Below are 13,553 nucleotides of genomic sequence, written 5' to 3'. Positions count from 1 at the left end.
AGGAATACCCGTACTTCTCGCATCTCTTGAACTGGATCGTTCAGGAAAAAATCACGGAATTGCCGGATTTTTCTAACGACACCAGGATAGCGATCATGTCGGACTTCGGCGGGGAGCATCAAAGCGCTCTCTTCTATACGTACTCGTTTCTGCTCCTGGCGTACGACAAGATCGGACCGTTCGAAGAGAAGGTGAGGGCGCTGCGAAAGAAGCACGGTCTTCTCGAGCACTACAGCGAGTTTGCGTACAAGAAACTCGCGTCGGGGGCAAAAGCACGCGCGCTTCCCGAATACCTCGAGTTGATCGACAGCTTCATCCACGGTGCGCTTATCACTCTCGCCGTCGACAAGCGAATCCAGACTGTATTTGGGCCGGATAAGCGACAGGCTCAGCCGATCATGGTGGAGGAGCTTCGAGAGAAAGGCCTCGGCGAATGGGCCGGGCCCGCAGCGGAAAAGGTTCTCCGGGTGACAAACATCATCGCGGCGTTCGCGGCGTTGCTTACACACGAGAACCAGAGTCTACTCTGGTACAGCGACAAAGACCTAATCAACGAGGACGGGAAGAAGAGGGACTTCAAGCATACGCAGCAGATACTCGGGCACGTCTTGGGCATGTATCTACCGCACGACCTCTCCGCCGTGGGATTTGGCAAGTCATTTGACAAGAAATCTCATCTGGACGATCTCTTGAGCGTCCCCGATCTCGCCGCAGGCGTTGTTCAAGACCTGTTGAAGCAGTACGAGACGGAAGAAGATATTCCCGGCGGGGATGAGAAGGTACGGGTCATGAGATGGATTGCGACGCCGGCGACCCACCTGTCAAAGATCACGATTCAGGTAACCCGGATGGCTAATGGCGAACTGGGATACGGCCGCGTTGATATGGCGGTGAAAGGTTAGCGCGGTCCGAATCGACAATGCCGCGTCGCCTGTCGAACGAAATTTCGCAACCGGAACTTTTCATTCAAAGAAGGGTATGATTAGCCCGACGTTTGGGCCAGATTGGCGGATTATGACAGAGGCGGATCAACTTAAGGCGTTTTCGGCCGTGACCGAGGTCACGCGAAGATGGGTGTCCGTTCTCGACACCAAAGCAGGCTTTCTGGTTGCCCTCAATGGCGCGCTTCTGACGTTTATCTGGACAAGCGCGAAACTCGCTGGCGGTCCAAGTTCGTACAGCAGATCGCTTGCGCTGGCGTCATCCGTGCTGGCTGTGATTTCTCTTGGCTTCGCTGCTTACGCCGTGTTTCCGCGAATCATGTTGGCGTTCACAATTGCCGCTAGCCATGTCAGTAACTCTGCTAGCGCAAAATTTCTCGAAAAACGTCGTAAATCCCGGCAGAAACGTGAAAAAAGCAGCGTTTTCGCATTGTTGTTCCGACGCAACGACATAGAGGAACGCTGTTCACTAACGTTGCTAGCGTCCATTTCATGTCTTTTAATGCTGCTAGCGCGTCCGTCCTGCGTATTGAGGTGGGCGTGGATCCCTTCGGAGAGACTGACGCTCTGGCTGTGGAGACAGTATTCATGCTAAGGCCGGACGGAAATGGCGCGCTTACTCGGAACTAGCCGAAACGAGAGTCGCCAACTGCTCAACGATATTGCCGCGTAGGCCCGCGGTGGAAGAGGGAATTTTTCGTTCCGAGGAACCGAATACTCCACAGTGCACCATTGCCTGCCGCAAGCGATCCCGACATCGCTATCCGGAAAAGCATCAACCTCGGTGCGGCGCCTTAGTCGATCTCATGCTCTCAAGCTTTGCGGCCTCCACGAAGTGGACGGCTACGCTAGCAGCGTTACTGAACTTGCTAGCGCCTCTGTGAGCACTGCTAGCGTCAACTGTGGGCGCTAACAATTGTCGATGGGGACGGCCGGTGGCGCGTAACACAATGCGCTGTACAAAACGTTTTTCGGGACGCTCGAAGCGAGCTGCCATTGGGCGAACACTTTGCGACTCATGAACAGGCTCGGCAGCACATCTGGACGCAGATCAAGGGCGTCAGGCATGTAGGCGAGAACCTGACAAATGTTCCATTAGAATGCCTAAGCAGATACCGACCACCCTCTCCGGTTCGACCGAAGTGCCGTACTTGTACGACATACTCATCGCCGGCTTTTGCGCGCTGACACGGCTGAACGCGGATACCTGCTGGTCCGCGGCTACCGGTGTCGCGCTGCACCGGGATAGCGCTATTGCGCGCAGCAAACGCAACCTGCCGCTCGGCCGTCTCGCCAACGCGACTTTGCGCGAGGGGAAGAGCAAGCTGCACGATACGCTGGAGCCGCTCGTCGACGGAAAGGTGCGCCGCGATGGCGTGAATGCGTTCGAAGCGCGTGCCACGGCGGTCCGGTGGGTCGCGACTGAACTGGGCTTCGATCCGGTTCCGGTGGGCATCCATGCGTTCGCGCCCGAGCAATGCAAGTAGGCGGCGCGTTACGTCGAAGCTTTTATCGAGACCCGGCGTACGAGACAGCGCGTCTCCGTCGAGCAATCAGCTTCCTTTCATTCCAGTCGGCACCGCTCGTTTCTCCCGCGCCGGCCCGCCCCACCAAAAAGTGCCATCGAAACTAGCTTTTGTGTAGGGACGCCTCTCCCATCCTCCCATATTCTTACGCCATCGAGACGACACGTCCCACGCTGCGACCTTCGTCCCGCAGCCCGCGACGATTAATCCACAGGAGAGGATGTTGACCAAGAAAGTCCCGCTCAAGATCGCGATCGCTGAGCATCCGCATACGTCGGCCATCCGTAACGGATCCATTCCCATCGAGGGCGTCGACGCCGAGTTCGTCACCGTCAAGCCGCAAATCGGCGCGTTCCGTCGCATGGTGCGCGACGTCGAATTCGACGTTTGCGAGCTCGCGCCGACCACCTACATCATCGCGCGTGCTTATGGCGCGCCGTTCGTCGGCCTGCCGATCTTCGTCGTGCGCCGCTTCCATCACGGCGGTCTGCTGGTGCGTCCCGACGCGGGCATCAACACGCCGAAGGATCTCGAAGGCAAGAAGGTCGGCGTGCGCGCGTATTCGGTGACGACCGGCGTGTGGACCCGCCAGGTGCTGATCGATGAGTTCGGTCTCGATTCGTCGAAGGTCACGTGGGTCGTCGACGACGAAGAGCACGTGACGCAACTGAAGCTGCCGTCGAACGTCGTGCATGCGCCACAAGGCAGCTCGCTCGCGGAGATGATGGCGTCGGGCGAACTGTCCGCGGGTTTCGCGGCAGCCGCCGGCATCGGCCGCACCGGCGCGCCGACGGGCGGCTGGCAGGAAGTCGAGGCCGACTATCCCGATCTGCTGCCGAACGCGACCGAACTCGAAATCGAGTACTACGCGCGCACGGGCGTGTATCCGATGCACGGCACGATTGTCGTCAAGGACTCGGCGCTCGCCGAGCACCCGTGGATTTCGAAATCGCTGTTCGATGCGTTCGCGCAGGCGAAGAAGGAATGGCTCGAACGTCTCGACGCCAGCGAAGCGACCAGCGCGAGCGACAAGAAGTATCTCGAACTGCGCAAGATCGTCGGTCACGATCCGCTGCCGTATGGTCTGCGGGAAAACCTGAAGACGATCGAAACGCTCGAGGCGACCGCGTTCAAGCAGGGTCTCACGCCACGCCGCATGTCGATCGACGAGCTGTTCGTCGACCCGCAAGCCCGCTGAGCCACCCGGGGCGCTACCGGGGCACTGCCCGAGCGCTCAACGCCGACCCGACGATTCGAACGGAGACACCATGATTATCGATTGCCACGGTCACTTCACGACCGTCCCGGCTTCCTTTCGCGCCTGGCGCGCCAAACAGGTCGAATTCGCCAACGACCCGGCCAACGCGCCGTCGCGTGACGGCGCCTTCGTCAGCGACGACGAGATTCGCGAAGCGATCGGCAACGGTCAGCTCAAACTGCAGCGCGAGCGCGGCAGCGACCTGACGCTGTTCTCGCCGATCGCCGGGCTGATGAGCCACCACCTCGGCAACGAGCGCACGAGCCTCGAATGGGCCGAAGTCTCGAACGACCTCGTGTATCGCGTGACCGAGCTCTACCCGGACAACTTCGCGCCGGTCTGCCAGTTGCCGCAATCGCCGGGCGTCGCGCCGGCGAATTCGGTCGCCGAATTGCGCCGCTGCGTCGAGCAGCTCGGCTTCGTCGGCTGCAACCTGAACCCGGACCCGAGCGGCGGCTACTGGACCGGCAAGCCGATGACCGATCGCGAGTGGTATCCGCTATACGAGGCCCTCGTCGAGCTCGACGTACCGGCGATGATTCACGTCGCCGCGTCGTGCAACCCGTGCTTCCACGGCACCGGCGCGCACTATCTGAACGCGGACACGTCGGTGTTCATGCAGATCCTGCAGTCGGATCTGTTCAAGGACTTCCCGACGCTGCGTCTCGTGATTCCGCACGGCGGCGGCGCGGTGCCGTATCACTGGGGCCGTTATCGCGGCATGTCGCTCGAAATGCGCGAGCGTCCGCTGGAAGGTCTGCTGAACAATATCTTCTTCGACTCGTGCGTGTATCACCAGCCGGGCGTCGTGTTGCTGACCAAGGTGATTCCCGCCGACAACGTGCTGTTCGGCTCGGAGATGATCGGCGCGGTGCGCGGCAAAGATCCGTCGACCGGTCATTACTTCGACGACACGAAGCGCTATATCGACGGCTGCGCGGCATTGAGCGACGAGGATCGCTACAAGATCTTCGAAGGCAACGCGCGGCGCGTCTATCCGCGTCTCGATGCGCGCCTGAAGGCGCGCGGCAAGTAACGGCGCAAGCCGCCCGCAATGAGCAAGATACCGAGGCATCGATGACTTCTTCAATCGTTGATATTCATCCGCACATCATCTCCGACGACGAAACCCGCTATCCGCCCGCGCCGCTGTTCGGCAAGCGTTCGGAGTGGTCGAAGGAGCGGCCGACCACGGTCGAGACGCTGATCGCATCGATGGATGCAGCAGGCGTCGCAAAAGCAGCCGTGGTCCATTCGTCGACCACGTACGGTTTCGACAACAGCTATGTGGTCGATGGCTGCGCGAAATACGCGGACCGTCTGGTTGCGGTCGGCTCAGTCGATGTGCTGGACCCCGATGCGCCGGCGCGCATCCGCGGATGGGTCGAGCGCGGCCTCGCGGGTCTGCGCTTGTTCACCGGCGGCAGCACGAAGGAGTTCGACCCGAGCGAGCTCGACGATCCGCGCTCGTTCCCCGCATGGGAGCTGTGCGGCGAGCTCGGCCTGCCGATGTGCATCCAGACCGGCCCGATCGGCTTGCCGCAAGTCAACGCGCTCGCGCGGCGCTTCCCGAACGTGCGCATCGTCCTCGATCACCTCGGCCGTCCCGAGGTCGCTGACGGCGCGCCCTATGCGAAGGCGCAGAGCCTGTTCGATCTCGCATCGCTGGAGAACATCTATCTGAAGCTCACGCCGCGCATCTTCGGCGACGTGAAGAAAGAGCAGGCGAGCGCCGAGACGTTCTTCCCGCGCGTGGTCGAAGCATTCGGCGCGCAACGGATGGCGTGGGGCTCGAACTATCCGACCTCGCCGGGCACGCTCGCGGAAATTCTCGCGACCGCGCAGGCCGGTCTCGCATCGCTTGGCGATGAGGACCGCGAGTGGATCTTCGGCAAGACCGCGCAGCAGCTTTATCCGGCGCTCGCCTGAAGTTCGGCGCCACCCGGGCCGGCCGTCCGCGAGTGTGAATCGCTTTCGCGGCGGCCTGCACGCAGCATTCAATCAAACTGAAGAGAACAAGCAGATGGAGACAGTCAAACCTGAACGACGAAGAATCGCGAGCCGCTGGGCCGTTCTCGCGCTTCTTGCGATCGGTGTGCTGATTTCGTTTGTCGATCGCACCAGCATTTCGTCGACGCTGGCCGACGAGAACTTCATTCGACACTTCGCGCTGACGGACGTCGATCGCGGCTGGATCAACGCCGCCTTCTTCTGGTCGTATGGGCTGTTCCAGGTGCCGATGGGTTGGGTAGCCGACCGTTACGGCGTCAAATGGCCATATGCGATCAGCTTCGCGCTGTGGTGCATCGCGACGACGCTGATGGGCCTCGTGACCACACTCGGCGCACTCGTCCTGATGCGGCTGATCATCGGCGTCGCCGAGGCGATCGTGATTCCCGCGAGCTATCGATGGATTCGCAATAACTTCGACGAACGGCAGAACGGCCTCGCCGTCGGCCTGCTGGCAATGGGCAACAAATTCGGCCCCGCGCTGGGTGCGCCGATCGCGGCATGGTTCATCGTCACGTACTCGTGGAAGCTGATGTTCATCGTGACCGGTCTCGCCGGGTTGCTATGGCTCGCGCCGTGGCTGCTGCTGGTACGCAACGACTTGCCTTCCAAAGCGGACCTGTCGCTCGCGAACCGCCGCGCTCGCACGGTGACCTTCGGCAACATCCTGTCGAGCCCGGTCGTGTGGGGCGGCATGATCACGAACTTCTGCTACGGCTATTTCACGTTCTACTGCATGACGTGGATGCCGGCCTATCTGGTCGAGCAACGCGGATTGTCGATTTCGCGCTCGGGGCTCTTCACATTCTTCAGCTTCGCCGGCATCGCGATCGTCGCGGCGCTCGCGGGGTCCGCCGCCGATCTGATCATCGCCCGGGGCAAGGATCCGATCCTGGTGCGCAAGATCTTCACCGTGACAGGCTTCGTCGGCGGCTGCAGCGTACTGCTCGGCGCGTACGCGCCGACGCTGCAGATGGCGCTGTTCTGGAACGTGTTGTCGCTGTCGCTGCTCGGTTTCGTGACCGCGAACAATCTGGTGCTGTCGCGTCTGACGTTGATTCCGAAGCAGGCAATCGGGCTCGTCACCGGGGTCCAGCAACTCGCGACCAGTCTCGCGGGCGGGGTCGCGGCGAGCCTGTCGGGATGGCTGTTGCACGTCAGCGGCAGCTACACGTTGCCGATGATGGTGATCCTCGGATTCCTGATGGTCGGCGCGCTGGCGACGATCGTCCTGTACCGCCCTGAATGGTCGCCCAAGGTGACCGACGCACCGGGCAGGTTGCGGCAGGCCTGACTACTCACAACATGGCCGGCATAGGGCGGCCGCTGGACACCTTAATTCACTGAGAAACACACATGGCGAAGATCGTATTCGGGATGGCGGTGCCGCACAGCGGCATGCTGGGCCAGGCGCCGGAAGACTGGCTCAAGAACGGGGAGCGCGACCGCAACAACCCGGAACTGTGGTATCGCAATCGCACCTGGACGTACCCCGAGCTCGAAGCGCATCGCGAAGCCGCGTTCGAGAAATACCTGACGCTCGAAGAACGCACCGCGCGCGCCGCGCGCTGCCGTAGCGCGCTCGACACGATGGCGGCCGCGTATCGCGAAGCGAACATCGACGTCGCGATCATTCTCGGCAAGGATCAGAAAGAGATCTTCACCGATTTCTCGCCTTCGATCGCTATCTATAGCGGCGCGCAAGTGCACAACGGTCCGCCGCAGCGTTCGGTCTACGCGCCCGATCATCACGTGACGCACGACTGCCATCCGAAGCTCGCGACCTATCTGATCGAGTACTTCCAGAAAGAGAACTTCGATCTGACCGATCTGTTCGCGTGGCCCGACAACGTGTGGATGAAACCGCTGCCCGAGTATCCGGTCGTGCCGCACGCATACAGCTTCGTGTATCACCAGATCATGGGCGACAACCCGCCGCCGCACGTGCCGGTCATCATGAACTGCTTCTATCCGCCGACGCAGCCGTCGATGTCGCGTTGCATCGAATTCGGCCGCGTGCTGCGCGACGCGATCCATGCGTGGCCGGACGATGTACGGGTGGGCATTTTCGCGTCGGGCGGTCTGTCGCATTTCGTCAACGACGAAGAGTTCGATCACCGCATCATGAAGATGCTGGCCGAGTACGACTACGACGGCCTTGCCGCGGTGGACAACCGTTCGTACCAGTCGGGCACCTCCGAAATCAAGTTGTACGTCAGCGTGATGAAGGCGGTGCAGGAAACCGGCGCGGAGATGACGCTGGTCGATTACGTGCCGTGCTGGCGCACGCCCGCGGGCACCGGCGAAGGCATGGGCTTCATGTACTGGAAAGCCGCCGACTGATCCGGCTTCACCCCCTAATTCACGAGTTCACCAGAGAGCAAGACCATGAGCGATAACCGTCTCAACGGCATCATTCGCGCGTTCGAATCCGGCAAGCCCGCATTCACCGCATTTTCGAAGCTCGACAAGCAGACCGCGATCGAGATGAGCGACGCGCCTTATGACGGCATCGTGTTCGAAATGGAGCACAACCCGTACGATGTGTCGGCACTCGGCGACGCGTTGCAGTACATGCTCAATCGCAAGGCGATCGTCGAATCCGCTTCGGTCGCTCCGCGCGTGACGCCGATCGCGCGGATTCCGGCCAACGGCGCGGAGATGAACCAGGCATTCGCGAAGCAGGTGCTCGATCGCGGCGTCTACGGCGTGGTGTGGCCGCATGTCGCGACGGTCGAGCAGGCGTATAACGCGGTCGCATCGTGCCGTTACGCGCGGCCGAAAAACGCGCCGCTGTATGAGCCCAAAGGCGTGCGCGGCGACGGTCCCGCCACCGCGGCGCGCTACTGGGGCTTGAGCACGGCCGACTACTACCGGAAGGCCGATGTGTGGCCGCTCGCGCCGGAGGGCGAAATCCTCGTCGGCCTGATGTGCGAAAGCACTCAGGCGATCGAAAATCTCGACGACATTCTCGCGAACGTGCCGGGCATCGGCTTCATCCTGATCGGCGAGGGCGATCTGAGCCAGGAGCTCGGTCATCCGCGCGATTACGAACATCCGGTCGTGGCCGACGCGATGCGCAAGATCGTCTCGATCTGCCACAAGCACAACGTGGTGGTCGGCAATCCGCACGTGAACATGAAGAACCATAAGCGGCTAGCCGAAGAGGGCTACCGCTTCCTGATGTCGGCGCCGACGCGCAGCTATGGCGTGGTTGGCGCGGCGCGCGAAATGGCGGGGTATTGAATGAACGGAGCCGAAAGCCTCGTCGATACGCTGACCGAGCATGGCGTCGACATCTGTTTCGCGAATCCGGGCACGTCGGAGATGCACTTTCTGAAGGCGCTCGAAAATCCGCGCATGCGCAGCGTGCTGTGTCTTTTCGAGGGCGTCTGCACGGGCGCCGCGGATGGCTACTACCGGATGAAAGACACGCCCGCGTCGACGCTGCTGCATCTGGGCCCGGGGCTCGCGAATGGCCTGGCCAATATTCACAATGCCAAACGCGCGTCGTCGGGCATGGTCAATATCGTCGGCGAGCATTCGGCCGCGCATCTGAAATACGATCCGCCGTTGATGTCCGATATCGAGGGACTCGCGCGGCCGCTCAGTCACTGGGTGCGCCGCGTCGAATCGCCGCGTGCGGTTGCGTGGGACGTCGCCGCGGCGGTCAGCAAGGCGAGCGAGTATCAAGGGCAAATCGCCACGCTGATTCTGCCGGGCGATGCGTCCTGGCAGGATGCGGGCGAACGCGTGGCGCTGCCGGCGTTGCCGGTCGCGCAGCCCACCACGCCGGACGCCGCGCGCATCGATCATATCGCGCAGGTACTGCGCTCGGGCGAGCCGACGCTGATCGTGCTGGCCGGCCGCTCGACGCGCGGCCGCGCCCTCGAACTAGCGGGCAAGCTGAAGGCGGCGAGCGGCTGTCGTCTCGCGACGCAGTTCTTTAGCGCGCGGATCGAACGCGGCGCGGGACGCGTGACGCTCGAGCGGATTCCATACGCGGTGAACGCGGCGGTCGACTACCTGAAGGGCTTTCGCCACATCATCACAGTCGAGACGACCGAGCCCGTCGCATTCTTCAGTTATCCGGACAAACCAAGCCTGTTGAAGTCTGCTGGCACGAGCGTGCATGCGCTGGCGGAAGTCGGTGAAGACGGCACGGCCGCGCTCGACATGCTGGTCGAGGCGCTCGGCGCGACCAGCACGCAGGCGGTTCTGCAACAGCGTGCGGACGCTAGCGCGCCCAGCGGCGCGCTGAGCCCCGCGAGCATCGCGCAGGCGCTGGCCGCGGCGTTGCCGGAGGACTGCATCCTCGTCGACGAATCGCTGACCACCGGCCGCGAGACGATGGGCCTGACCGTCGGCGCCGCGCGGCACGACCTGATCAACAACATGGGCGGCTCGATCGGCTACGGCACGCCGGTCGCAACCGGCGCCGCGCTCGCTTGTCCGGAGCGTCGCGTGTTCTGCATGGTCGGCGACGGCAGCGCGATGTACACGATCCAGTCGCTGTGGACCCAGGCGCGCGAAGGCCTGAACATCACGACGATCATCTTCGCCAACAACAGCTACGCGATCCTGAAGGCCGAGTACGCGAACATGGGTGCCGGCGCGCCGGGCGAGCGCGCGCTCGCGATGATCGATATCGACCGTCCGCGCATCGACTGGCTGGCGATGGCGAAGAGCATGGGTGTGCCCGCCGTCGCCGTCGACACCGCCGAGAGTTTTCACAAGGCCATGGCCGATTCCGTGCATGCGGCCGGCCCGTGTCTCATCGAAGTGAGACTGTAATTTCGTTCAAGCATAAGGACCGACATTCATGACGACCACGCAAACGGCGGTGCCGACGCTGCGCACCAACCTGGCCGAATATCCGGTGACGAAGGCGATGAGAGACGGGCGCGTGAGCTCGGAACTCGTCTCGCTCGATTTCTGCGGACCGACGCCCGCGCATAACGGCTTCAAGGCGATGGTGCGCGAGAACCAGTTCGACGCGGGAGAGCTCGCGATCGTCACGTTCCTGCAGGCCAAGGCCTACGGCAAGCCTTACGTGCTGCTGCCCACACCGATCTCGGGGCGCTTCCAGCACCATTGCGCGGGCTTCAATATCGACTTCGGGCATCTCGATCCGAAGGACATCGAAGGCAAGAAGGTCGGCGTGCGCACCTACACGCAAACCACCGCGCTGTGGATTCGCGGAATTCTGCGCCACGAATACGGTGTCGATCTCGACAAGGTCACGTGGATGACGCTCGGCGACGGCCATCTCGCCGAGTATCGCGATCCGAACAACTGCGTGCGCCTGCCCGCCGGTTCGTCGATCCCGCAGATGATGATGAACGGCGAACTCGCCGCGGCGCTGCTCGGCGAAGACATGCCGAAGGACGAGCGCGTGCGCACGCTGGTGCCCGATGCGCACAACGCGGCCAAAGCATGGTTCGCGCGCGAAGGCGTGGTGCCTGTCAATCACATGTTCGTCGTGCACCAGGACCTGTCGAAGAAACGCCCGGAGATCGTGCGCGAGTTGTACCGGATGATCGTCGAGAGCCGCGCGCAAACCGAAGGCGGCACGCCCGCCGTGTTTCCGCCGATCGGTCTCGAAGCGAACCGCAAGGGGCTGCAACTGGCGATCGACTGGGCGCTCGATCAGAAGATCCTGCCGCATCGTTTGTCGGTCGACGAACTGTTCGACGATGTGACGGGCAGCCTCGGCTGATGATGGGGTTCGCCGGCCCGAATGCCGGACTGGCGATTTCGAGCTTGCTGTGATGCTGATTAAAAAAACGGAGACTAGTACCGTGCGTTCCTCGCTTCAGATAAAAAAGAGAATCCTGTCCGGCCTGACCATTGCCGCGATCGCTGCTTTCGTGCCGGGGGCCGGCGCCGCGACGGCGACCAAAGGCGACCTGCTGATCTACCGCATCGGCCCGTCGACCTCGGAACTCTATGTCGCCAATGCCGACGGCAGCGACGAACACCGGCTGATTCAAGCCGACGGTTTCGACTATCACGGTGCGTTTTCGCCGGACGGCAACTGGATCGTGTTCACGTCGGAGCGCGATGGCCTCGGTCACGCGAGCCTGTACCGCGTGCGAGTCGACGGCACTGGGCTGCAACGGCTGACCGACTCGATTGGCATCAGCGATGCGGCGGTCTTCAATCCGGCCGATCCGAATCTGATCGCGTTCGTGTCCTCGCGTCGGGACAGGGACACGTGGGGCACCACCAATATCTGGACCCTCAACATCAAGACCGGCGCGCTGCATAACGTTACCGGCGACATCAAGTTCGATCCGGGCAAGCCGCACAGCTTCTTCCGGCCTTCGTGGTCACCGGATGGCAAGTGGATCGCGCTGTCGTCCGACATCGGTACCGACTGGCGTGGCCACAACCTGCCGGTCGGCTGGGAGCGCACGCAGGAAAGCAGCATCTACGAGATCCATCCGGACGGCACCGGGTTCAGGCAGATCACCGCGCGCGCCGGCTACGCCGAGGGCTCGCCGTCGTGGTCAGCGGACGGCAAGCGAGTGGTGTTCTATGAAACCCCGGTCGAATCGACCTGGGGCGCGCACCGTCCCGAGGCGATCGGCAAGGTCAGCACGCAGATCGTGCAGGTCGACGTGGGCACGGGCGAGCGCACGGAGCTGACGAACACGCCGGGATTCAAGGTATTCCCTCAATTCGTGGGCGCGACCAACGTCGCGTATCACATCAAGAACGGCGCTCAGGAAGGGTTCTATACGACTGATGGTCAGTCGCATGCGACGGCGGGAACCGGCATTCGCTCGCCGCGTTACTCGGCCGACGGCAAGAAGGTCGTCTACGAGAAGGTGGTGTACGGCAAGCCGTTCCATCCGAATGGCACCGCGCTGTTCAATTTCGATCCGCAATGGAACTACCGTTTCGTCGATGTATTCCCGCAGCTTTCGCGTGACGGCAAGTCGCTCGTGTACACGGAGAAGGCGGTCGGCTCTTCGATCGTGGTGTCGAATACCGACTTCAGCGACGCGCGTCATATCTACGATCCGGCGACCAGCGGCCTCGATCCGAAGATGATCCGGATGGGTCTGGCGGGCGCGTTCCAGCCGACCTGGTCGCCGGACAAGCAGTGGGTCGCCTTCGGCGTGGGCGGCTGGTTCTTCACGCGCGCTCACATGCCGGGCCAGATCATGCGCATCAAGGCCGACGGCAGCATGAACGGCAAGCCCGAGATTCTGACCGACGGCAAGGAGAATGCGGGCTTCCCGAGCTATTCGCCGGACGGCACGAAGATCGTCTACCGGGTGTGGAGCGATAGCGACAAGGGCTTGCGAATTCTCGACCTCGCCACGCAGAAGACCACGGTGCTGACCACCGAGCCGGACAATCTGCCCGGCTGGTCGCCGGACGGCAAGAAGATCGTGTTCACGCGCAAGGAGATCAACCCGAGCGACCCCGACAAGTTTCACTTCGACGTGTACACGATCAATCCGGACGGCACGGACGTGCAGCGCGTGACACCGCAGGGTTCGAACCAGGCACATGCGACCTGGACGTGGGACGGTCGCATTGCGTACAGCTCAGGCGAATATGGCTTCCGCGACGAGCTGTCGCTGTACGACGATACGTTCCAGCCGGATGGCCAGAACTGGGTGATGAATGCGGACGGCAGCGACCGCCATGCGATCACCGACACGGTGTGGGAAGATTCGATGCCGCTTTATATTCCGAAGCAGTAAGTCCGCGGCGAAGGCTGGTATGAGAAGGCACCGTGCTCAGGGACGGTGCCTTTTTTAATGGGCGAGTGCCCTTGCATAACCGGTCGGCGTTCGGCAT

At 62.3% G+C, this 13,553-nt stretch carries 12 protein-coding genes; all 12 read left to right on the top strand.

Features of this window, described 5'->3' with window-relative positions; translation table 11 throughout:
* Positions 1 to 95: 95 nt before the first annotated feature.
* The 12 genes from VSR82_RS14885 to VSR82_RS14830 all read left to right on the top strand — a co-directional run bounded on the left by VSR82_RS14885 (position 96) and on the right by VSR82_RS14830 (position 13,456).
* Complete coding sequence (locus tag VSR82_RS14885; protein WP_498857855.1) at positions 96 to 902, top strand: hypothetical protein; 807 nt, start codon at positions 96 to 98, stop codon at positions 900 to 902.
* Between the two features lie 76 nt (positions 903 to 978).
* Positions 979 to 1,536 carry a Pycsar system effector family protein gene (locus tag VSR82_RS14880; protein WP_498857854.1) on the top strand — a complete coding sequence of 186 codons (558 nt, stop codon included), beginning with the start codon at positions 979 to 981 and terminating at the stop codon, positions 1,534 to 1,536.
* Between the two features lie 505 nt (positions 1,537 to 2,041).
* Complete coding sequence (locus VSR82_RS14875) at positions 2,042 to 2,428, top strand: hypothetical protein (protein WP_498857853.1); 387 nt, start codon at positions 2,042 to 2,044, stop codon at positions 2,426 to 2,428.
* 259 nt (positions 2,429 to 2,687) lie between these two features.
* The gene (locus VSR82_RS14870; RefSeq protein WP_498857852.1) at positions 2,688 to 3,665 is read left to right on the top strand and encodes a PhnD/SsuA/transferrin family substrate-binding protein; all 978 of its coding nucleotides are present in this window, start codon (positions 2,688 to 2,690) and stop codon (positions 3,663 to 3,665) included.
* 70 nt (positions 3,666 to 3,735) lie between these two features.
* The gene (locus VSR82_RS14865; RefSeq protein WP_498857851.1) at positions 3,736 to 4,761 is read left to right on the top strand and encodes an amidohydrolase family protein; all 1,026 of its coding nucleotides are present in this window, start codon (positions 3,736 to 3,738) and stop codon (positions 4,759 to 4,761) included.
* Positions 4,762 to 4,802: 41 nt separating this feature from the next.
* The gene (locus VSR82_RS14860) at positions 4,803 to 5,654 is read left to right on the top strand and encodes an amidohydrolase family protein (protein WP_498857850.1); all 852 of its coding nucleotides are present in this window, start codon (positions 4,803 to 4,805) and stop codon (positions 5,652 to 5,654) included.
* 94 nt (positions 5,655 to 5,748) lie between these two features.
* A complete protein-coding gene (locus VSR82_RS14855; RefSeq protein ID WP_498857849.1) occupies positions 5,749 to 7,029 on the top strand; it encodes an MFS transporter in 1,281 nt (426 codons plus the stop codon).
* A 62-nt stretch (positions 7,030 to 7,091) separates the two neighbouring features.
* Positions 7,092 to 8,078, top strand: coding sequence for a DODA-type extradiol aromatic ring-opening family dioxygenase (locus tag VSR82_RS14850; RefSeq protein ID WP_498857848.1), 987 nt, complete (start codon positions 7,092 to 7,094; stop codon positions 8,076 to 8,078).
* A gap of 45 nt (positions 8,079 to 8,123) precedes the next feature.
* Positions 8,124 to 8,981 carry an HpcH/HpaI aldolase family protein gene (locus VSR82_RS14845; protein WP_498857847.1) on the top strand — a complete coding sequence of 286 codons (858 nt, stop codon included), beginning with the start codon at positions 8,124 to 8,126 and terminating at the stop codon, positions 8,979 to 8,981.
* Positions 8,982 to 10,529 (top strand): acetolactate synthase large subunit, encoded by a 1,548-nt coding sequence (locus tag VSR82_RS14840; protein ID WP_498857846.1) that lies wholly within the window; start codon positions 8,982 to 8,984, stop codon positions 10,527 to 10,529.
* Positions 10,530 to 10,557: 28 nt separating this feature from the next.
* A complete protein-coding gene (locus tag VSR82_RS14835; protein ID WP_498857845.1) occupies positions 10,558 to 11,454 on the top strand; it encodes a substrate-binding domain-containing protein in 897 nt (298 codons plus the stop codon).
* A gap of 82 nt (positions 11,455 to 11,536) precedes the next feature.
* Positions 11,537 to 13,456 (top strand): hypothetical protein, encoded by a 1,920-nt coding sequence (locus VSR82_RS14830; RefSeq protein WP_498857844.1) that lies wholly within the window; start codon positions 11,537 to 11,539, stop codon positions 13,454 to 13,456.
* Positions 13,457 to 13,553 lie beyond the last annotated feature (97 nt).

Origin of the sequence: Burkholderia sp. JPY481 (assembly GCF_038900515.1) — a bacterium.
GTDB lineage: Bacteria > Pseudomonadota > Gammaproteobacteria > Burkholderiales > Burkholderiaceae > Paraburkholderia > Paraburkholderia youngii.
This window is presented reverse-complemented; position numbering and strand designations above follow the sequence as displayed.